At 58.8% G+C, this 18795-nt stretch carries 24 protein-coding genes; 18 read left to right on the top strand and 6 right to left on the bottom strand.

Features of this window, described 5'->3' with window-relative positions; all coding sequences use genetic code 11:
* Positions 1-68: 68 nt before the first annotated feature.
* The 7 genes from V6657_RS29870 to V6657_RS29840 all read left to right on the top strand — a co-directional run bounded on the left by V6657_RS29870 (position 69) and on the right by V6657_RS29840 (position 3320).
* Entirely contained in the window at positions 69-365 is a 297-nt protein-coding gene (locus tag V6657_RS29870) for a hypothetical protein (protein WP_024979498.1), read from the top strand.
* 1015 nt (positions 366-1380) lie between these two features.
* Complete coding sequence (locus V6657_RS29865; RefSeq protein WP_024979500.1) at positions 1381-1605, top strand: hypothetical protein; 225 nt, start codon at positions 1381-1383, stop codon at positions 1603-1605.
* Positions 1606-1646: 41 nt separating this feature from the next.
* On the top strand, positions 1647-1904 hold the full coding sequence (locus V6657_RS29860) for a hypothetical protein (RefSeq protein ID WP_024979501.1): 258 nt from the start codon (positions 1647-1649) through the stop codon (positions 1902-1904).
* Between the two features lie 16 nt (positions 1905-1920).
* A complete protein-coding gene (locus tag V6657_RS29855; protein ID WP_037032527.1) occupies positions 1921-2181 on the top strand; it encodes a hypothetical protein in 261 nt (86 codons plus the stop codon).
* Positions 2182-2282: 101 nt separating this feature from the next.
* Entirely contained in the window at positions 2283-2561 is a 279-nt protein-coding gene (locus tag V6657_RS29850) for a hypothetical protein (RefSeq protein ID WP_024979502.1), read from the top strand.
* 7 nt (positions 2562-2568) lie between these two features.
* The gene (locus V6657_RS29845; RefSeq protein ID WP_024979503.1) at positions 2569-2880 is read left to right on the top strand and encodes a hypothetical protein; all 312 of its coding nucleotides are present in this window, start codon (positions 2569-2571) and stop codon (positions 2878-2880) included.
* Positions 2877-3320, top strand: coding sequence for a hypothetical protein (locus V6657_RS29840; RefSeq protein WP_024979504.1), 444 nt, complete (start codon positions 2877-2879; stop codon positions 3318-3320). The genes V6657_RS29845 and V6657_RS29840 overlap by 4 nt, the downstream gene beginning before the upstream one ends.
* Before the next feature lie 1111 nt (positions 3321-4431).
* Here V6657_RS29840 and V6657_RS29835 read toward each other — a convergent pair.
* The 3 genes from V6657_RS29835 to V6657_RS29825 form a co-directional block, all read right to left on the bottom strand.
* Positions 4432-5961 (bottom strand): IS66 family transposase, encoded by a 1530-nt coding sequence (locus tag V6657_RS29835; protein WP_009238807.1) that lies wholly within the window; start codon positions 5959-5961, stop codon positions 4432-4434.
* Between the two features lie 62 nt (positions 5962-6023).
* Positions 6024-6314, bottom strand: a complete 291-nt coding sequence (gene tnpB / locus V6657_RS29830) for an IS66 family insertion sequence element accessory protein TnpB (RefSeq protein ID WP_004633551.1) — start codon at positions 6312-6314, stop codon at positions 6024-6026.
* 41 nt (positions 6315-6355) lie between these two features.
* Positions 6356-6643: a hypothetical protein gene (locus V6657_RS29825; protein WP_012435592.1), complete on the bottom strand. Its 288-nt coding sequence runs from the start codon at positions 6641-6643 to the stop codon at positions 6356-6358.
* 572 nt (positions 6644-7215) lie between these two features.
* Between V6657_RS29825 and V6657_RS29820 the strand changes: the two genes are divergently transcribed.
* The 5 genes from V6657_RS29820 to V6657_RS29800 all read left to right on the top strand — a co-directional run bounded on the left by V6657_RS29820 (position 7216) and on the right by V6657_RS29800 (position 9430).
* Entirely contained in the window at positions 7216-7407 is a 192-nt protein-coding gene (locus V6657_RS29820; protein ID WP_024979506.1) for a hypothetical protein, read from the top strand.
* A 205-nt stretch (positions 7408-7612) separates the two neighbouring features.
* Complete coding sequence (locus tag V6657_RS29815; RefSeq protein ID WP_024979507.1) at positions 7613-7819, top strand: hypothetical protein; 207 nt, start codon at positions 7613-7615, stop codon at positions 7817-7819.
* Complete coding sequence (locus V6657_RS29810; RefSeq protein WP_024979508.1) at positions 7816-8532, top strand: DUF5677 domain-containing protein; 717 nt, start codon at positions 7816-7818, stop codon at positions 8530-8532. The genes V6657_RS29815 and V6657_RS29810 overlap by 4 nt, the downstream gene beginning before the upstream one ends.
* Before the next feature lie 95 nt (positions 8533-8627).
* Positions 8628-9101, top strand: coding sequence for a hypothetical protein (locus V6657_RS29805; RefSeq protein WP_024979509.1), 474 nt, complete (start codon positions 8628-8630; stop codon positions 9099-9101).
* Positions 9102-9121: 20 nt separating this feature from the next.
* Positions 9122-9430, top strand: a complete 309-nt coding sequence (locus V6657_RS29800) for a hypothetical protein (RefSeq protein WP_037032542.1) — start codon at positions 9122-9124, stop codon at positions 9428-9430.
* 121 nt (positions 9431-9551) lie between these two features.
* On the opposite strand, the gene V6657_RS29795 is transcribed toward V6657_RS29800, so the two are convergent.
* Complete coding sequence (locus V6657_RS29795) at positions 9552-9914, bottom strand: hypothetical protein (RefSeq protein ID WP_156669044.1); 363 nt, start codon at positions 9912-9914, stop codon at positions 9552-9554.
* A 115-nt stretch (positions 9915-10029) separates the two neighbouring features.
* Between V6657_RS29795 and V6657_RS29790 the strand changes: the two genes are divergently transcribed.
* From V6657_RS29790 to V6657_RS29780, 3 genes are all read left to right on the top strand, one after another.
* Positions 10030-10461 (top strand): hypothetical protein, encoded by a 432-nt coding sequence (locus V6657_RS29790; RefSeq protein ID WP_248694814.1) that lies wholly within the window; start codon positions 10030-10032, stop codon positions 10459-10461.
* Between the two features lie 472 nt (positions 10462-10933).
* Positions 10934-11299, top strand: a complete 366-nt coding sequence (locus tag V6657_RS29785) for a hypothetical protein (RefSeq protein WP_024979512.1) — start codon at positions 10934-10936, stop codon at positions 11297-11299.
* 153 nt (positions 11300-11452) lie between these two features.
* A complete protein-coding gene (locus tag V6657_RS29780; RefSeq protein WP_231973512.1) occupies positions 11453-12004 on the top strand; it encodes a hypothetical protein in 552 nt (183 codons plus the stop codon).
* Here V6657_RS29780 and V6657_RS29775 read toward each other — a convergent pair.
* Positions 11993-12910 carry a hypothetical protein gene (locus tag V6657_RS29775; RefSeq protein WP_024979514.1) on the bottom strand — a complete coding sequence of 306 codons (918 nt, stop codon included), beginning with the start codon at positions 12908-12910 and terminating at the stop codon, positions 11993-11995. The two genes, V6657_RS29780 and V6657_RS29775, sit on opposite strands and share 12 nt — an antisense overlap.
* 3 nt (positions 12911-12913) lie before the next feature.
* A complete protein-coding gene (locus V6657_RS29770) occupies positions 12914-14026 on the bottom strand; it encodes a type IV toxin-antitoxin system AbiEi family antitoxin (protein ID WP_338756003.1) in 1113 nt (370 codons plus the stop codon).
* A gap of 1425 nt (positions 14027-15451) precedes the next feature.
* Between V6657_RS29770 and V6657_RS29765 the strand changes: the two genes are divergently transcribed.
* Genes V6657_RS29765 through V6657_RS29755 form a run of 3 tightly spaced genes read left to right on the top strand, consistent with a single transcriptional unit; the run spans position 15452 to position 18770 of the window.
* A complete protein-coding gene (locus tag V6657_RS29765; RefSeq protein WP_024979516.1) occupies positions 15452-16441 on the top strand; it encodes a hypothetical protein in 990 nt (329 codons plus the stop codon).
* Positions 16435-17280, top strand: a complete 846-nt coding sequence (locus V6657_RS29760; protein ID WP_024979517.1) for a hypothetical protein — start codon at positions 16435-16437, stop codon at positions 17278-17280. Before V6657_RS29765 ends, V6657_RS29760 begins: the two co-directional genes overlap by 7 nt.
* A complete protein-coding gene (locus V6657_RS29755) occupies positions 17274-18770 on the top strand; it encodes a hypothetical protein (protein WP_024979518.1) in 1497 nt (498 codons plus the stop codon). Before V6657_RS29760 ends, V6657_RS29755 begins: the two co-directional genes overlap by 7 nt.
* The last annotated feature ends 25 nt before the right edge of the window (positions 18771-18795 follow it).

Raw genomic sequence — 18795 nt, 5'->3', positions numbered from 1 at the left:
TTCGACGCAGGAATCGCAAGAGTTCGGCGAAAACACGGGTACGAAGCCCCGTGTCTGGGAGACCAGGGATGCAAACCAGACTAAACATTGGAATGTCGTTCGCCGGCGTGGCGGTTTTCGCCGCCGCGATCGCTGCCGCGCCCATGCTCCAGCACAACCCATTGTTGAAATGGGCCATCTACCTCATCGGTGGCGCGCTGTTGTCACCGTTGGCTCTAGCCGTCTTTCCAGGTGATGGAACGTCGGAAGCAAAGCAAGTGCTAGAACTGGATCCGTACTCTGGCGATCCTGCGGACCTGCGCCTGGATAATCCGTATCGTGAGATTGGGGTGAATGGTGAGAGTCTCCAGCGGCACTTCGATTGACAAAAGGGAAGCGATGGAAAGCCTTGGCCGTTGGAGAGAACCGAATCCCTTCATTGGACCGACGGCAACCGTGCAGTGGGTGGCTCCTGGTCGCTCGGGGATTCAGACATGGATCGGCCTCGTCGATGGCCACAAGGTCGCCACAATCAAGCGGCAGCCCGGGCACGCCGGGTCAAGCTGCACGGCGCTCCTGGATGGCTGGATGTGGAACATGACGAAGATTTCTTCTCCACTGCCCGTTAGCGAAAGCGTTGCCCGCAGCTTCGAATCAGTGCCGGCGGCGAAGAAGGCCATTGCCCTAGCTGTCAGTCTCCACCCAAATCATGCCGATGGGTGTAGTTGAGGAACGAATGACATGTTGTTCAGGTTGATATACGCATTGATGAATACGCCGAAAGAGGTCTGTGCTAAGTACGGACACGTGCCGGGGGATCTCGCTGAAACGTCTGGCAATGGGCACAAATGGACGTGCAGGCGTTGCGGGCAGAATGGCCACACCCCTGAGGGTCGTTAATCTGCGCACTTGAGAACCGGCTTGGCAACCCCGCTGATACGCGGGAAAGGGCTTATGGTCGCGGTTCGGAAAGCGATTTCGGACAGTTAGGCAGTGACGGTTGCAGCAATCCCTTGTCACGCCACCACGAGAACGTCGCAAAGAAGTTCCAGACGATCGGAAAGATCAGCCGTCCACCGGCTCCCGTCTGGAATAGCGGGACTGCTCCTACTCCAACGAAATATGGGAGCTTTGCGGTCCTTCGAGCCGGCGACATGCCGTCACTTCCCCCGTCGGTCGAGCGCTGAACAGGGCCTCTAGAAAGGCTCGTGTTGTCGTCCATAATTCGTCCATGAAAACCATTTCTTTGCGGCGTGCCAGACACCAAGGAGACTGCAAGGTGTTGGTAAAGGGGGCACGCATCCCGGTTACTCTCGGCGCAGGCTTTACGTCCAGACGGAAGGCCGCAGACGAGAGTTACGCATGCGACATCTCCAAATTCGAACAACAGGGGCAGCAATCATGAGCGCAGTCAATGACTTCCTCGAGAACATCGACGAGCAGGACCTGCGGGCCGCGGTGGCCGAGATCAAACAGGTTCACGCGACGGGCATCTTGCCGGATGGCGTGGTGCGGCGCCTCACCAGGGGTTTGGTTGATCGCACCCGCATTCCGACCGCGGAAGCTCGTGATGTCGTTGAAAAGGCCGTATTGCGCATGGCGGCCTTCCGATGGGCTGGCGTTTGACGCCATAGCCAACAGATAAACTCGGCGACGAGGAAAATGAGATGAGTGGAAATCTGGGCTGGAAAGGGAAGCGGGTCAAACATGCAGATGGCCGCACCGGAGTGATTCGTTCCGAATCCCTTGGGTTCTGTTTTGTCGGCCTCACCATCGCCATCGACGGCATCGAGGCGACAGACTGGGTGCAGTTGAATAGCAACGGTCCTGATACAGGCGCATTCGGTTGGTGTTGGAATGCCTCGATCGATGACGAGCCGGAGAATTGGCTACCGCTTGGCGACCACAACAGCAAAGCTGCCTAACCTGACCAGATTCGCGATGATGAGCAAGAACATAATCGACCAGGCTTCTTTGCCAGAAGGCTGGGTTGCCGAGCAACATCCCAGTTTCCCGGAGGTTGCGGTCCTGACTAGGCCAAACGGTGGCTTTGTCAGTGTCGACCTGCAAAAGCGAATCTTCAGCCTCGGCTACTGTCGGCCGCATTTTCCTATGAGTGGAGCTGCCACCTATGGAGGGCGCGGCTGGAAGTCGCGCATTGTTGCCGATGCTGTTGCTTGGCTGAATCGCCAGATGGCTTAACCCGCCAATAGCCAATTCGGAAAGGGCGGCCAACATGAGCTACGTTGTATCTGAGGTTCCGACATCAACGTTGATCCTCCTCCACTCGGGTACCAATCAAAATGGACCACTTCAGGCCGTTGCGTGAACCAGCACGCAGCATCTATGACGCTCTTGTGCGGGAAGCGTCCAAGCGCAGCGAGCGTACGGTAGAAGAATGGCTAGCGGCGGAGCCAGTTGCGGTCCATCGCGAGGCGAGCTTTCAGGCCGACAAGTTGGGGCTGAAGAGGCCGTCGATGCAGGATGTCGAGCGTGCAGAACGATTGGCGACGGGGCATACGGACTACGCGTCAAAATGGGCAATCGGCGTTGCTGAAGCCATGACGCCCACCCGCGGCTAACAGAGCGATGCTGCTGCACTACGAGACGGTTGCGGACGCCCAGGCTGCGGCATTCCAGTTGGAGCGACTGGGGGGAACGGCATGTCGGTTGCTCGAGCAATGCGTCGGAGCGCAAGAGTTGAAACGCACGAAGGTCTCCCAAACGGCGCTCAGACTTTCCGACGCCGGCTTCCTCTTCATCCGAGAAAGCGGCAACTTGTGGCGGCAGGAGATAGCGCTGCTTCCCTCTTTGGCTGGCGAGGAGGCGCTCGACGCTCTTGCCCAGATGCAAGCGAACAAGCGCGCTATCGTCGGTACGGACGAGAAGGACCATCAATGAGCCAGTTGCAGCCTGTCGAAGAACTTTGTTCGAGCATTCGAGGCATCTTTGAGCATTTGCTTGCCATCGAAAAAATCGCCGGCACAGCGGGGACGTGCTTGTACGGGTCGATCCTGCTCCAGCAGGCGCTCGACCGATTTGGAAACTGTGAAACGGTGGTCCGCGGTGGGGATGGGGCCGGTGACGGCGGCGCGCAGGACAAGACCGGGGCCTGGCACGGCCACTATTGGGTCGAAGGGCGGACTCAAGATGGGAAACCGTTCTTGGCCGATATCACAGCGGATCAGTTTGGCTGGCCGCCCGTCGTCGTCCTCCCGTTGGGAGAGGGGCGCGGAAGATACCAACCTGGCGATGACGCGACTTGCGGTCGCGCGGTAGAGTTTGAGCTTGCTCAAATGCTTGGCGCCGGTGGTGCGCTTGAAAAGGCCGCTGCGCAATGAAGCCGCCGGCACCACTTTTCGAGTTGACGTACCAACACAACCGGCGCAAGCACCGACACCGGTGTCGATGCTGTTTGCGGATCGTGGAAGCTGGGGAACAAGTCTTGATGGCGCGCGTGCCTACGGGTTTCGTAGTCGGCCAAAACAAGACCTGGGTCTTGCATCTCGCTTGTGGCGACAAGCAGCATGGCAAAGGGCCATGGTTACATCGAGACGCACTGCGGCAAAGTGGAGTGGAGCACCTGAGAAATTCGGGATGGACGAAACTGCACGATGACCCTCGCGCCCGCCTGACCGGCAACTGGCAGCGCATTGAGGACGGCACGTTCGTTCCAGACTTGAGTCAGGAAGCCGACGACGTCCGGTTGGGATATATGACGGCGGACCAGCTGGAGAGTCTCGGCGCCCGCATGCGAGCTGAGTATGCGCGGGCGATGCATGAGCTAGGCGCAATGCCACCATTCGCGGACCTTATGGGTGCCGATGGCAACCCATAACGGGGGATGCGCGGTGACGGGTGCCGCACCAAAGACCGTGCCGGCCGAAGCCAGATAGCCACGGCTGAAAGCGTCCTTGACGGACGCCCAGATGAGCAACATCAAAGTGGCCCCCACGTTCAACAGTGATACCATTTCCTAGCAAGAAGTTCGGCGGCATAAAATGGCCGACGCTGTAGCTTGGTTCGCTGATTAATTTCGACCAGCCAGCGACAACTAGCGGTGGGATCCTCGTGGAAGAACTGAATCTAAGGAATTCGTACGCCCTCATCCCGTACGTCGCCGTAGGCGTGATGGCTGCTGTCAGTGCATGGTCCGCATGCAGTGCGTATCTCGGCAAGCGAAAGACAAAGCGCGCTGCGGAAGATTGTCAAACCGTCGAGCAGACGATCTTTCGATCTGAGGCGCTTGAACAGTTTTGGGCGCTGCGCATGCTACCCAATGCCTTGGCCGGCGAGGGCATGTTCAAGGAACACTATATCCGGGGCATGCTCTCGACAATTCGGCGGATACACGCCGATCTGCTGCAGCTGGCCAGGCAAGTTCAAATTGGAATTCCTCTGACGCCAGCACAGCGCGAACACCGTAAGCACCCGGTGAACCCGTCTTGCCAGCTAGGTGGCGCTGGGCGTCCAGCGATGCGGGAGCAGTTCGGCGATGTCGGCCGCCTTGTGGGTCGGCAGTCGCGTGAGGACGTCTTTCAGATAGGCGTAGGGATCGTGCCCGTTGAGCTTGGCCGATTGGATCAGGCTCATGACGGCAGCCGCGCGTTGACCGGCGCGCAGTGAGCCTGCAAACAACCAATTGGAGCGACCCAGGGCAACCGGCCGGATCTGTCGCTCGACGTGGTTGTTGTCGATGGGCACCGTCGGGTCGTCGAGGTAACGCACGAGAGCCGGCCACCGCTTGAGGCTGTAGTCAATGGCCCGCGCGATCGCCGAGCCGTCTGGGACGCGGCGTCGCTGTTCCTCGAGCCAGGCGTGCAGCCGCTCTAGAATCGGGCCAGCCCTTTGTTGCCGCGCTGCCAGGCGCTGGTCTGGCTCAGCATCCCGCACTTGCGCCTCGATCTCGTACAAGCTCACCATGTAGCGCAGTGCCTGGCCCGCCAATTCGCTCTTGTGCTTGTCGTGCAGTTCAAAGAACTTGCGCCGCGAATGGGCCATGCAACCGATCTCAGTGACGCCACCGTCGAAGCTGGCCTTGTAGCCGGCGAAGTCATCACATACCAGCTTGCCTTGCCACTGCCCCAGGAACGCGCGAGCGTGCTCGCCGCTGCGGCTGGGCGCAAACTGGTAAATCACCGCGCGCATCTTCTCGAACTCGCTCGGCGCATAGGCCCACAGGTAGGCGCGGTGCGTCTTGCCATTGCCGGGCGCGAGCATCTGCACTGGCGTTTCGTCGGCGTGCAGAACACCGTGGCTCAGAACCTCTTCTTGCAGGGCGTCCACCAGCGGTTGCAGACGCACGCCACAGATGCCCACCCACGCGCCCAGTGTCGATTGCGGGATGGCCAGACCGGCGCGCGCATAGATGCGCTCCTGCCGATACAGGGGAAGGTGGTCGCCGAACTTGGACACCAGCGTATGTGCCAGCAGTCCGGCCGTCGGGATGCCTTTGTCGATGACGTGGGGTGGCACCGGCGTCTGCACCAGCGTCTCACACTGATCGCACACCCATTTGCCGCGGATGTGACGCTCCACGGTGAACGTGCCCGGCGTGTAGTCCAGCTTCTCGCTGATGTCTTCGCCAATGCGCTTGAGCGCACACCCACAGGTGCAGGTCTCTGCGTCCGGCTCGTGGTGGATGTCGGTGCGCGGCAACTGCGGCGGCAATGCCTGGCGCTTGGGCTTGCTCTTGGCTTCAGATTTGGACGACGGCAGGAGCGCTTCCAGTTCGGTCTCAATCGCCTCGAGGTCTGCGTCAATGGCTTCGTCCAGCAGACTCGCCTGTTCAGATGTCAGTTGCTCGCTGCGCTTGCCGAACTTCCAGCGCTTGTGGATGGCCAGCTCGTGTGTGAGCTGGTCGATCTTGGCTTGCCGGTACCGCAACTCCCGGTCCTTCTCGCCGACCTGGGCCATCAACTGCGCAGCCAGTGTGCGCAGTTCGTCCGGGCTCAGGGCATCGAGGTTGGTGGGTAGGTTCATGCGGCGAGTCTGCCAGAACCCCAAGTCCTCTGGAAGGAAGCCAGTTTACGGCTTTGGGGGTATTACACGACCGTGATCGCGTGGTCGTGGGTGAGCGTCTGCCAAGGCAGCCCCGTCACCAGCGCACGCAATTGCTCGGGATTGAGCGCCGTGGCGATCGCCTGGTCGCCGTTCGTCCAGATGAAGCGCCCCTTGTTGAGGCGCCGCGCGGCCAGCCAGATGCCGAAGCCGTCGTAGACCAGCACCTTCATGCGCGTCGAACTCTTATTGGCAAACAGGTAGGCGTGGTGGGGGCGTGCCGCGCCGAACACCTTGACGACCCGCGCGAGGATCGTTTCGGTACCGGCGCGCATGTCCAGCGGCTCCACGGCCAACCAGATCGCGTCCACCCGAATCAACGCAACCACCCTTGCAGCCACTGGGCGCACTGCGCTGCGGCCGATCCCGGCCAGCGAAGACTGATCGTCGTCGCGCCACGGCGGACTTCGATCTGGATGTCCGGCACGGCAGTGGTCGGCTCGCCGATCCGCAACGGGATGAACTCGCCTTGCGGCACCCTCATCAACTCGCGGTCCTCAGGCGCGCCATTCTTTGCTTCCTGCTCGGCGACCCAGCGCCGCAGCAGATTCGCATTGAGGCGATGGTGCAGGGCTATCGCCGCGATCGAAACACCCGGCTGCATGCACTCCTGCACTGCCTTGGCCTTGAACTCGGCGCTATGCCGACGTCGGCGCCGTATTGGCGCGCTCTCTTCGATAGTGTCCACGTGTCCACCTAGAACTAGATGGACACGATGCTCCTTGCTACGCGGGTCCCCTTCAAGACGGGTTCACCGGGTGCTTACCGAACACCTGACGTTTCTCAGAAAGGAACTGAACCGATGCATGCAGCGGCCGGATGGGCAGTACTTCGACCTTTCCGCAACGCTGGCTGAATCAGCTATCGCTAGTCGGGACAGCCCGAGAGAAGTTCAGTCTCATTCGCAGTCGCGCCCCCTGAGGGGCGAGCCAGCCGTCAGGAGTCTCGCAGAAACGAGTAGGAATCAGCGAACTTCAGTATCGAGTGACGAGGATTGGATCAATCCGCTGAATCCTCTCAACCCTTTCAGCCCACTTAATCCGCTCGCAGCCACGGTCAGCCCTTGGGCTTTCTGGAAAGCCGAGCCCGGACATCGGGACGAGAGCGATCGCCACTGTAGTAGTCCGAGCGACAACGGTGGCACATCAATCTCGTCGGTGTTCTCCCCCGGTGGCGATGACGACAGCCGGCGAGCCCCTGCAGACTGCTACACGCCGCGGGACACCGGTGACGGCGGCGGTTCAAGCGGTGGCGGTGATTGCGGCGGTGGCGGAGGCAATGATGGTGGTGGCGGAGGAGACTGTGGCGGAGGCGGTGGAGGTGACTGACGCTCGGGATGCACTGTTGCGAACGTTTGATAGCGCATGATGGTTCGCTGTGACCTGCAATGGAGTGGTCGCTGCAAGTTTTTCAGACTTGAATCCCGAGCGTGATTTCAGTGCCCCTTCTTTAGTGGGGCTACAGCAAACGTCTGTCTGCCCGAAGAGCTTGTGTGCGTGTGTGGGCTTGAGATGTCAGGGCATCCGGTTATGCTGCACCGAACGACTTTCGAATTAGCGTTTTAGGACCAATCATGTGGACAAAGGACCGGCGCGACGAACTCGCGAAGCTGCTGCAACTACTTCAGGATGCCAAAGATCTCAACAATTCTTCCGGAACGCTCGATAAGCTGCTGAAGATCAAAGCGGTTGCCGACGAGTTGACGACGGTCGACTTGGCTAACGATCGGACGAGCTTTGTGAAGTTTCTTCTGGGCGAAGTTGCTGCCGCCAAAACATGAGCGATATTCAGCAGAGGGGTTTTCTCTCCTCGGAACTAGAAGAGCAGAAGCGCCTCGCCCGGAGTCAATTCGCGGCGCAGTTCCGGGCATGTGAGTTGTGGTCCGAGAGGGCCGTTGGCATGCTGAATCAGTTAAGTCTGGACGGCAAGGCCGCTGCTTTCCTGTTTGCTGCCGGTTTCTGGATCCGATGCGTACGTTCTTGCCAGGGTGGCATCCTGCTTGCGGAAATGGGCATGGTGCCTGACGCGCTGACGCTGGCGCGCAGCGCAGTGGAAAGTCTTTTTCATGCGGTCGCGTTGGTGAGAAAGCCTGAGCTTGTGCAGCGCTTGGTCGAGCAGGATCAGTTGGAGCAAGGTAAGCAGGCCAACGGCATGTTGGCGATTCCAACTATCACTGCCCATCTGACGCCCGAGGTTCGGCAGGAAATTCAGACCATGATCGATTCCAGGCCTGAGAAACTGCGATCGTTTGGCGCGTACGAGGCTGCAAAGGCTGCGGACCTGGTCGAGTTGTACGAAACCATGTACCGGGGGTTCTCACGCAGCGGGGCTCACAGCACCTTGTACGCCCTCAATCATGAATTTGTAGAAGAGGCGGACGGGTCGATAACGCCGAATTTCGGCCCATGCTACGACGATGTGCCATGGGTGTTGGAGATGCTGGGTGAGTGTCTGAAGATCGGGCTTTCCCGCCTTACCGTTGATCTCACCTAGCGCCGCCTGTTGACCGCGATTCGGGAGACTCCGGTGTTCGCTGCCAACAACGAGACACGCCGGTCGGCCCGGCATTACCAAAGGATTCCAAAACAATGAAAATGAAGAAAACTACCGCTATCGGCCTATTCGCGTTGGGGACGCTCTGTGTCATTTTGGGGATGTTGCTCAAGCTATCCGGATGGATGGTAATACTGGGCTCGGGAGTGGCCCTGTTCAGCTTAAGCAAATTCTTGCGGAGCGTAGAAAGCGACAGGAACTTGAGAGCCATTGAGAGCGCATTGAATGATCTCGACGCCATAGTCGGAGGGCTGCGCATCATTGGACGCGACTCCGAACTCGTCGACTGGCGCAGGGTTGATCTCCCGACCGAACCGGGTCCGATTGAGGTGGCTCAATTGTGCCGTACAGCGAAAGGACAGTGGTTCGAATATTCGTTCTCGCTGAGTCGAACCCGGCGCATTTTCGGCGACCGCATGAGGCTTCTACTCGAAAGTGAGGCCCGAGGATGGCTGAGCTACAACGTCAAGCTCTATGAGCAAGTGTTTGGCGCAGTCGAACTGGCTTGATAAGGGCGAGGGACAGTTCCATGACTTTGAATGATGCGTTTGCTGCAGGCCTGAATGCCGCAGTACAAGACTGGCGAGCCAGCGGTGCAACCGATGTGGCGTTGGTAGGTGAGGGTGCGTCCCATATGCGCAGCCCAGCGGGTATCAGTCCGCTCGAGTCACCAACGCACTTCCAGATGTTGACGTTTGCCGAACTGGTGCTTGGTGAAGAACGTGCGAAAGCGGTGTCCAAAGGCGGCCAGGATCGGGCTGAATGGAATGGTTGCAGCGTGAGCGTCTTCTGCATTGATGAAGGCCAGTCGCTCCATGCAGCGATTCGTTTGATCTAGCCAGCGCGAGGACGCTCTTCGCGTTCATCCCGCCCCCTAGCAAGCGATGCCGCGGGGCGCTACCAGCGCAGGTGGGGTAGAGCTACCCGTTCGGGGGGTGATGCTATTTCCTGAGGAGAAGTTATATTTCTGTTTGGCAGGCCTCGAAGGAACGTTCCATCGTACCAAACCGGCGCTGCAGAGCAGATTTTTCGGGGATGGGATGAACGCGTGCGAGCTGATTTCGGTGTTTAGCGCCGCTGTGGTGCTCATTTTGCTTCTTGCGGTAGCGTCCGCGCCAGCACAGGGGCGCCACTTTTACGCCTATGCGCAATGTCAAAGGGTGATCGACACAAATGGGCTGGAGCGCGAGCATTGGTCGCTTGCCACTTTCAGGGCAAACACTCTTATCGGCCGAACCGTCGGCCGGATTTACATCGCGCTGGCGCACGTCCGTTTTGCCCATATGAAGCGGGCAGGAACCGTGGTGAGATAGTGCCTGCATCGGTGATCGCCATCTGCCGATGATCGGCGGTCTTACGATCCATGATCGTCACCACCTTTCGACCAAAAGCTGATGATCGGCGCTTGCAGGTCGGGCGCGAGATCCGAGAGGTGACATGACTACCTGGCGCGTGAGCGCCCCGAATCGGCCGGCTTGCCGAATGGAAATCGAGAATAAAATGAAGAGATATATTGCCCCGGCGCTGGCCACGATGTTCGTTGCGAGCGCGGCGTTCGCTGATGTACCTGAGCAGCTTCTCTACCTGCGCCAAGTCAGAGTCAGTGACGTTGTTGTCAACCTACCTACTCTGCAGAAGTCTGACGGCTCAGTGTGTATGAGCTATCTGTCCAGCACGTCGCGCGATTCGGCTGGGCGCCTTAACATCCGCGTCGATCAAATCTGCGACAAGCTCGGTAAGGCGCGCGAATCAGTTCTTTCTCCTGGCCAGATGGAAGTTCGTCCGGCCAATGTGCGTGGGTTAGAAACCGTGCGAAACGGTGACCTCCTGATTGAAGTGCCGCAGATCGCGTTGCCGGCAAGTATGTAAGGCTGTCAGGCGCATCGGCTATTGGCGCGACACACCCGAGCACTTAGAGGCTCACTACGTAGAGGGCATTCGCTGAACTCTATCAACGATTGGCGCGTGGCGCCCCGCGTAAGGGCCGGAAGCCCGGTATGACAGAAATTATGGTCAGTCGAATGTGCCTCCCGCCGGCGGAATTGAGCCAGTCCACGCGCGCCGAATTTATGGCGCTGCAAGTGACCGAGATAGAGTTTCTGCAGGCGGTGAATGTCGGCCATCAAGGGGGCTATGTTTCGTACTCCCAAGCCGGTTCATGCCCCCCCCTTGGAAATCATCGCTCCGTGCTCGGTTGCACGCGCACTTCCGGTACGGCGGCATTCGATGCCGTTCTGAAAGAGCATAAGAGTGGCTAATCCTCATAGCCGTACGCCAGAACTCAGGCAGTGAGCCTGGCGAGCCGAAGCGGCTCCATCGACAAATTGAAGGTGACGCAGGTATGAGCGATTTTTCGACTATCAAGATCGCGCAAGACTGCGATCTGTTTCCCGTGGCAGCCCGTACGGGCTGGTCCTTCCAGTCAAAGGATATGCCAGACGACGAAGAGTACTCATGCTGCGTCGACGGGGAGATTGACGCTACTGGACGCTTCGTCCGCATCGACGATCGCGGGCGTTTCTGGAATCCGGAACTGAACGGCTGGATTCATCTCGGCAGTGAGTTTGAATTCTCGCAACTCGAGTTGGTGTGCCGGTTCGTTGGCGGGCGAGTGGTCGAGGTGCGAGATGGGCACGGTGTGATGATTGAAGACGGTTCGGAGTTGCCTGGCGCGTACTGGTCTCCAAATGTCTGGGTCAGACTGTAATTGGCCTAGCCGTATCGGCTGGGCCTAAAGCAGCTCGGAATAGAGGGCATAGCCTCTCCTATCCTGGGCCTTGGAATTGCCGCGGGGCACGTCCAAGTCCTCAAAAGCCCAGCAAAACGCTGTCGAGCGTTAGCCTTTATTGCATCGGCCTTCGTGACCACGCAAACCGAACTGAAAAAGGGGATTCGGAGTGACAAGGAGATCTGCTTCATGTTTGTAAGCTCACGGCGCCATCGGCTTGAAACTGACAAGCTGACCTCCCAACTGCGGGAACAAGACCAGGTGATAGATGGGCTGGCGGCACGGATAGCGATGCTGGAGCGCACACGTCACGATTTCGTGGAAGAGATGCGCTACGTGCTCGAGTCTGGCGCTTCCGTCCTGGCCAGGGAGGATGAGCAGACGAGCGATGCACTAAGGACCTTGGGTCACGTTCTGCCTTACCTTCTCAGTGGAAAGCGCCACTGGAGCGATCCGGCCTTTCCGGAATCGGCGGCATCCGCTCGGGGCGAGGCGCAGAAGCTGGCTGAAGCGCACGGCTTTGTCCTGCCCAGTGATCCGGAGGAGGCAGTCAAAGCAATGTTGGCTCTTGCAATGATGCTGTTCACTCCAGAGCAGTCCTTGACGGTTGAGGGATTGCGAGTCCTTCATCCGTCTAACGCATGGCCGCTTGAGGAAGGCCAGTCGGACCGACTAATCGGCTGAAACAACGCTTCTGCGGGTGGCCTGGATGCTGTCAAGCAACGCTTGGACGAGGCCTGAAGCAAAGCGCTGTTCACGGACGAGATCATCGTCATCTCCGCTATCGCCGTAGAAGTGCGCGAACGAAATCGGCCCCAACTTAAGGTAACCCTCGCCGTGCTCATCATCACAAAAGCGAAGGCGCAGGGCTTCTAGGCCAGCTTGGATCGCACCAGGGTGGAGCCCGGACTGCTCCCGGTCCACGAACATCTTGGCTACCTCTTCTGGCGTGCCGGCGTAACGCAGAACGTGGATAAGGTCCGCCGCATCCTTGTTCTCGTGGCGATCGTCCAGTGCCAGCGCCTTCAGAATGATGAAGGCCGGAACGTCTGCGAACCGCACCGTTTCAGTCGACGTCCCAGCGCCGTCAAGTAGCTCGGCGGTGACTACACGTTCCTGGTACCAGTCGTGAACGATCCCGACGTACTGGACGGTCAATGCCGAAACGCGCTCGCCGTCGATGCTTACAGGCCTACCAGGATTCGCTTCCCCGGCATCTTGTAGGAATTCGATCACCACGTGCAGGTGTTCGTCCACTTTCCGCTTCCAACGCCACGCAGTGGACTTGCCTTCGGCATTCACGTGCCGCTCGAAGCCTCGCTTCTTCAACTGATCGGCTAACGATGCGTAGCCCTCACCGTCAGCGAGCACCCGAATGTTGAGGACTACATCGACGTCGGACGTACCGGCGTGAGCTGGCACATCCGGCGGCGCAGCAGGAGTGAGGTAGCGGGGCACCAGGCCACCAACAAGTCGCAGTGATTTTTTGAGGCTGCCGAATGCCCCCATAAGCGTGAGCAATGCGCGTTCGCAGGCAATGGTCACCTCGGGTTGATAGCCGGCGGCACTTGTCGGTTTGATTGCAGACATGGATTAGATCCCCAGTTTCTCTAGTAGGTGTGCGGCCAGTTCTTTGTTGCGACCTCGGCCGTCGAGCAGATCCAAATAGAGGATGAACGGACTCGCTGAGTGGGCCTCATACAGCGGATGGACTTCGCTGAACATGAGGCTCGCGCCGGTGCGCTCTATCAGGGTGACGTTGTGTCCCTTGCTGACGGGCTTCAGCCTCAAGGCGTCAGCTAGCTCTTGAACGCGATTGGGCGGCACGATGATTTCAGCGGTATCGACGCTGGTAAGAAGCGGTGCGAAATCATTGGCCGCTGCGGTACCAGTGAACGCCCATGGGAAGTTGGTCCCCGACTTGTCGGCCTGCGCAGATAGCTCAAAGATCAGGTTTTTTGGGTTCTGGGTGAACACGTAGTAGCGGTGCCGCTGCTCCTTGCGCTTTGTCCATTGCTCCGCCCATGCATCGAGCAGTCGTCGCGGTTGCGTGAGCATGCGGCGGAGGGTGCGGCCGGCTCCGCTCGACTCGCACCACTCACGACGTTCGAGGCCCTGCAAAACCAATGAGCACGTGTACTGAGACGCTTGGGAAACCCGAGCGAGTTCGCTGCCCGTGAGCCATTCGCCACGATGCATGAGCAAAGCGTGGACGACCATCTCCCTCGCATCCGTGAAGAGTGTAGTTGCCTCTCTCTTTGCAACAGTGAGCGGCGGACGCTCTATGTCGAGCCACCAGTGGTGCCGGCGCAGGTGCAGATTGCCATTTCGCTCAAAGTAGGCAATCCCTCGATTCCGAAGTTGCTCGCGGGCGCCTGGACTAAGCGCCTCGGCTGCCACCATGGGAATGATTTCCATATCGGGACCAGCAGCCAGCTTGTATTCTTCGAGCCGCCACACCGCGCCTTGGATGTCGCGTGGGTAGGCGTGGCGGAGCGTTTCGACCGCAATATTGAGAGTTTCGCCGGCCGCCTCCAGCCTTAGAAGAAGATCGAGCCGGATGCCTTGGCCCGTCTCCACTTCGTCTGCGCGACTGACGATCCTGCCGTTGGTCCTTTCGGTCAATGCGATGCAAAGGAGGTCACCCATCTCGTACTGGTGTGCGAGACGAGTGCTCTCTGCTGCGGATTGAGGATCTTCGATCATGTGAAGACGGATTCGTTAGTTTTGCTGTACAGCAAAAGTACCTAGGATGGCGTTAGTTTAGCAAAAATCGCTAGTTTTGCTGTACAGCAAAACTAAAAGGTGACGCTTTAGTTTAGCGGGAAGCGCTGCTTTTGCTGCTAAAAGTGGTTCGTGAGGCACTTACGTGATCGTGCTGTACTGGGATTGCGCCGCATCCCGGTAAGCAGTCGCCTAACGTGGGTCATGTGGCGCTAAGTTCACTTCAGGCCCGATGTGACCAATAACGCGTTCGCACCTAGCGGCGCAGTTGTTCGGTCACCGGTCCCCGGATTCGAAGGGGCTTGGACAAACCTTCTCCAAATCCGAAGTCCGGTAGAGAACTGATCGTTACGGATTCGGGGCCAACACTGGCCAAGCCCTTCGAGCATTCCGAATTTTGACGCGGGAATTCACGAGCTGTAGTCGCGGCTATCAGGGGCTGCGTTCCTCATGCGGCACCAGTGAGTTCCGTTCGGGCCCTCGTAGGCGGTCGCACTAAGCCGCCGATGAGGCAAAAACCCAAACGCAATTCCCAATAGCGCTGCCCACGGGTCTCTCGATCCTCGCTCTGGAGTAGCGTGCAGACAACACCTGCAACGAGCAGATGTAAAGCGCACGCAGGTGCTTAAGAAATGTGGTGTGGTTGAGATGAAACAAAACAAGTTCCTGACAAGAACTAATGTGGCATACTCTGCCCTGTGCAAGTCGGAGCCATTGACCCGTTCGTCCATGGACCCTCTCACCTGATGGGCGAATAGGCCTCGATTTGTGCAACCCGCAGGTTCTACGGCGATCCCCATCTGTCGTCGAGAATCATTCCCCCGCGTCGTGCTGAGAAGCGCGACGTTTTTTTTTGAGCTTTTGGGCCTCAATTTGTGTGTCAAAGGGCACTAGACCTGATTCCACGCACGCCATCGAGCTCAGGGTTTGCTGGGCCGGTAGATCCGATAGGTAGCCTCGTTTCCGACCTTCGCGCACTCTCTGGCGTTAAGTCGGTCGCGCACGAATCGTCTACGCGAGAAACCAAGATTCCCCTCGTGCTTGGTGTTCATAAATTCGTGATGGGAAGTAAAATGGTTGGTCAATGAGGGCGGTTACTTCTTGGGTCTGGGGCGTAAGGAACTAGATAGGTGGCGTTGCTAGAAAGTCCAAGATTCCAACTTGGAGTGCAGCGGCCCCGCGTGAGGTGGCTCCATCAAAGTCAAAGGGGCTGCAGCCGAAGCATCGGATTGGTGTGACGCCAATGATCGATTCCCGATTGGAGCCCGAACCCGGCAAGGGTACGAATACCGAAATTGGCGTCGTCCCATTGAGTCACCGGCCCTAGAACCTGCGATGCGTCTCCGTATATTGAGTCCACGTAGGTATGTGCTGGCGAAGGCATGGCGCGACACAAGGGACCGATTCATGGAAACGAAATACGGCGGCCTGACCGTCAATCAACTTAGCGATCTTCTCGCCGGCGTAGAGGGTGCGCCAACAAACATCGCGGGGATTCTCGGAGGAGGGGTCAACGCGATCGCTGTCTTACGTGACCTAGTTGCGGCTGCAATGGGTCAGGCTGCAGGAGACGGACGCAGGCACGCTGAATTGTTCCTGCCCGGTACGGTGACGCCACAGCAGGCTGCCGACGTTGAGAGCCCCTTCAACGCCTGCAGGAATCGGGAGGCCTGCCTCGAAATGCTTGTTCGCGAGCGCGCAGCCGCCGACATGCCTTCCCACGGGTTGGACGGACGTGCTTGCGAACACTGCATCGACGGACATACGGAGCTGACATTCGAGGGTGGGAAGTTCTCGAGCAACTGCGACCATTGCTGTGCCGACAATGACGATGCCATGGTGGACCGACTCAATCAACTGGTCGAGAACTGGCTAGCGGACCAAAAAGGCATGCCTCAACCCGAGCCCGCTAGGACTGGTGTTGGCGTGTACTGTCAGCCAGGCGATCAGCGAGATCCTCGTTGGCTCTTGATGTTCGATGACGCCGAGCGAGGAGCATGCAACTACGACAGCGAACATGAAGCGCGTCGGATGTTCGCGATCTCCGAAGGGAATGGCTGGAACTGTTGGTTGTTCTCACCGACCCTGCGGGCTTTCAGTGCAAATCAGTTCGTCGGCGCCGTCGAGGCCGCCTGCGTAACGGTCGATCGTTACGTGCTCATAGGAAGTGATCCGACGAACCCCACCCTGATTCAGCGTTGCCCGCAAGCCGGCGGCGCTGACAAATGGAAGGTGCAGCGCATGGACGAGTGCCTCAACAAACAGGGGGAATGGGAGCCGGAGATGCTTCCCAGCAATCGCGGCAATGCCTACTTGTCACGATGCCGGTACGACAGCGCCAAAGCCGCCATCGAAGCGGCTATCACTTCCGGACAAAAGGAGAGCCGTGCATGCTAACCGACGATCAGAAACTGAAGGCCGCACTCGAAGCGTACCTGGATGAAAGCGACGGCATCACAGTCTGGATGCCAAGCGAAGTCGTGCATGCGATGCTGTCGCGCGTGGGTTCTGAGGCTGTGACGGTACCGATCGACATGGTGCTGTTATGTCCGAAGTGCAACACCCAGCATATCGATGCGGCGGACGAGCCCGGCACGGCTATGGCTGGCGTACCGCGCTGGACCAATCCTCCGCACCGGTCCCATCGTTGCCATAACTGCGGCCATCAGTGGCGGCCTTGCGATGTCGAGACAAATGGCGTCAAGGCGGTGAAAACGAAAGGCAAGAACGATTCCCCAATCGTTGAATGCGCTGATCGTCCCGCGGCTTCTGTGTCGACCTCGATCTGGAAAACGACCCACAAGGCCGTGTGCGTCCCCATCACTGAGGACAGGGATGTCGCCGAACAGTGGAAGGCAAATGGCTATGAGGTGATTGCATACAGCCCGTGTTCGGAAGCGCAACCAACACCTACGGATACACGCAAAGCACTGTATGACCTGATCCACGGTGTACTGAGCGAGCACAGTCTCTCGTACACGTGCGATGACATCGACGAGAAGTATCCCCTTGTCGACAAGCTCTCCGCGCCCGGCGACTGCTCGACTAAGACGGGTCGGGAAGAAGTTGCCTTGATCGCCGAGGCAGTACTCGACGTCCTTCCGACGACGATCAGCTTGTTGAAGCCGGTTGTTCAAGCACCTGAGCTGGCCATCAATGGACCGATGGCCGCTTCCAACGGACAAGCACCAGAACAAGTCGCCAAATCGACAACCATGGAGAAGCGCTCATGCTGACTGTCACCGAGAAACTTAAGGCCGAACTCTACGATGCTGTCTTGAAGGCGGCCGAAGCCCTCGGCCCGGACGTTGTCATCAAGGCGCTGTGCCCAAATCACCTTGAAGATTACCGTCGGCACGTCGAAGCAAGCATGGTCGGTATCGCCGGCGGCATGCCTGGAACTAGCGGGTTCACCATGGCGTGCTTTGAGGCTGCAAAGGTGCCAGTCGGAACCCATCTGTACATCCAGCCCATCGCTGATCTGGTGAGGGCTGACGAAAACGCAGTGGATACCCTTCTAATGATGGTCCCGGAAGTAGCGACTGTCGAACGGCTGGTCCACGATACGGGCGGGGTTGCGCCTGAGCAGGTAGAAGCGGCGTTTCGGTCAATTGCCAAGGCGGCACTGTGGCGCACGCCTTCGGCACGGTACATCCGCCAGCACGCGCTTGGCGAAGCTAAGCGGGCAATCGAGGCGCTCTCTGGAACGAGGTGGGTAAGCCTGGAAGCTGCCGGCGAGTGCGCTGACGCCATCGGAAAACTGGCCGACGATGAGGGCGACGCCAAATCCGGGGAGGAAATCCTCGTGTGCATGCCGCACAGGGACGCGATCAAGCTTGAGCTGGAGTCGTCAGGGGCGGACGCACCGCGTTTTGTAGTGCATTTACCTGCGCACGTGGTGGAACGATCGCCAGAATTTCGCATGATCCCGGTTACCGACCGCTTCCCCGCGTACGACGAGAAGGCGAAAGTGATTGGCTTTACCCAAGATCACGACTACGGCGGCGTCCGGTTTCACCATATGAAGGTGTCCGATTTCTACGAGTGCAACCCTGACGACGGGGAGCCGGGCACCGGGTTGGCACGCAACGTAACGCACTGGATGTATGAGCCGTGGCCCGTGGCGAGCGATGCTAAATCGCACCAGCCCGGGCGAAGCGGAAATGCTGAAGTGCTTCAGATCATTAACGAAGAGGCCGGCCGCACTTTGTCGCGCGAAGACTTCGACCTTTGCAAGAGAATCGCAAAGCGAGTCGCGGCCCTTAAGCCGCAACCTTGTGACCAAAGTCCTGCAATTGATTGGCGCTTTCTGGCCAACGAGTGGGCGGATGTGGCCACCAATGGCCTGCAGTGGTTGCGCAACATCAAGGATAACGTGTCGCAGCCAGCTCAGGCTCTCGAAAACATGGAGAACTGCGTCGAAGGGGTCATGAAGTTGCAAGAGGGTTTGCACGAGACCTCCCGCCTTGAGCACTTGAGCGCCGACGTCATCAAGTTGATGTCCACGCAAACCACTATCACGCTGCGCCAAACGGAGGCCTTGCTAAAGTTCTTCGGCGGGTTCGACTTGGAAGTCGCGATCGCCCGTTACAAGGATGGTCTCATTGCCTGGGACGTGCACTCCCCGGAAAAAGGCGGCTCATTTCTTGGACCCACTGCAGTCGACGCTGAACATGCGCTGCACCGTCGCGAGCGGGAAGCGGCACATCAGGTCGTGCTCAACTAAGTACTGGACAAAACGCGAGGGAACG

It is taken from the genome of Ralstonia sp. RRA, from assembly GCF_037023145.1.
GTDB lineage: Bacteria > Pseudomonadota > Gammaproteobacteria > Burkholderiales > Burkholderiaceae > Ralstonia.
This window is presented reverse-complemented; position numbering and strand designations above follow the sequence as displayed.

Coding starts and splice junctions, on each gene's coding strand:
- V6657_RS29870 (WP_024979498.1), top strand. CDS start 69: ATGCAAACCAGACTAAACATTGGAATGTCGTTCGCCGGCGTGGCGGTT.
- V6657_RS29865 (WP_024979500.1), top strand. CDS start 1,381: ATGAGCGCAGTCAATGACTTCCTCGAGAACATCGACGAGCAGGACCTG.
- V6657_RS29860 (WP_024979501.1), top strand. CDS start 1,647: ATGAGTGGAAATCTGGGCTGGAAAGGGAAGCGGGTCAAACATGCAGAT.
- V6657_RS29855 (WP_037032527.1), top strand. CDS start 1,921: ATGATGAGCAAGAACATAATCGACCAGGCTTCTTTGCCAGAAGGCTGG.
- V6657_RS29850 (WP_024979502.1), top strand. CDS start 2,283: ATGGACCACTTCAGGCCGTTGCGTGAACCAGCACGCAGCATCTATGAC.
- V6657_RS29845 (WP_024979503.1), top strand. CDS start 2,569: ATGCTGCTGCACTACGAGACGGTTGCGGACGCCCAGGCTGCGGCATTC.
- V6657_RS29840 (WP_024979504.1), top strand. CDS start 2,877: ATGAGCCAGTTGCAGCCTGTCGAAGAACTTTGTTCGAGCATTCGAGGC.
- V6657_RS29835 (WP_009238807.1), bottom strand. CDS start 5,961: ATGAACCTACCCACCAACCTCGATGCCCTGAGCCCGGACGAACTGCGC.
- tnpB (WP_004633551.1), bottom strand. CDS start 6,314: ATGCGCGCCGGTACCGAAACGATCCTCGCGCGGGTCGTCAAGGTGTTC.
- V6657_RS29825 (WP_012435592.1), bottom strand. CDS start 6,643: ATGCAGCCGGGTGTTTCGATCGCGGCGATAGCCCTGCACCATCGCCTC.
- V6657_RS29820 (WP_024979506.1), top strand. CDS start 7,216: ATGACGACAGCCGGCGAGCCCCTGCAGACTGCTACACGCCGCGGGACA.
- V6657_RS29815 (WP_024979507.1), top strand. CDS start 7,613: ATGTGGACAAAGGACCGGCGCGACGAACTCGCGAAGCTGCTGCAACTA.
- V6657_RS29810 (WP_024979508.1), top strand. CDS start 7,816: ATGAGCGATATTCAGCAGAGGGGTTTTCTCTCCTCGGAACTAGAAGAG.
- V6657_RS29805 (WP_024979509.1), top strand. CDS start 8,628: ATGAAAATGAAGAAAACTACCGCTATCGGCCTATTCGCGTTGGGGACG.
- V6657_RS29800 (WP_037032542.1), top strand. CDS start 9,122: ATGACTTTGAATGATGCGTTTGCTGCAGGCCTGAATGCCGCAGTACAA.
- V6657_RS29795 (WP_156669044.1), bottom strand. CDS start 9,914: ATGCAGGCACTATCTCACCACGGTTCCTGCCCGCTTCATATGGGCAAA.
- V6657_RS29790 (WP_248694814.1), top strand. CDS start 10,030: ATGACTACCTGGCGCGTGAGCGCCCCGAATCGGCCGGCTTGCCGAATG.
- V6657_RS29785 (WP_024979512.1), top strand. CDS start 10,934: ATGAGCGATTTTTCGACTATCAAGATCGCGCAAGACTGCGATCTGTTT.
- V6657_RS29775 (WP_024979514.1), bottom strand. CDS start 12,910: ATGTCTGCAATCAAACCGACAAGTGCCGCCGGCTATCAACCCGAGGTG.
- V6657_RS29770 (WP_338756003.1), bottom strand. CDS start 14,026: ATGATCGAAGATCCTCAATCCGCAGCAGAGAGCACTCGTCTCGCACAC.
- V6657_RS29765 (WP_024979516.1), top strand. CDS start 15,452: ATGGAAACGAAATACGGCGGCCTGACCGTCAATCAACTTAGCGATCTT.
- V6657_RS29760 (WP_024979517.1), top strand. CDS start 16,435: ATGCTAACCGACGATCAGAAACTGAAGGCCGCACTCGAAGCGTACCTG.
- V6657_RS29755 (WP_024979518.1), top strand. CDS start 17,274: ATGCTGACTGTCACCGAGAAACTTAAGGCCGAACTCTACGATGCTGTC.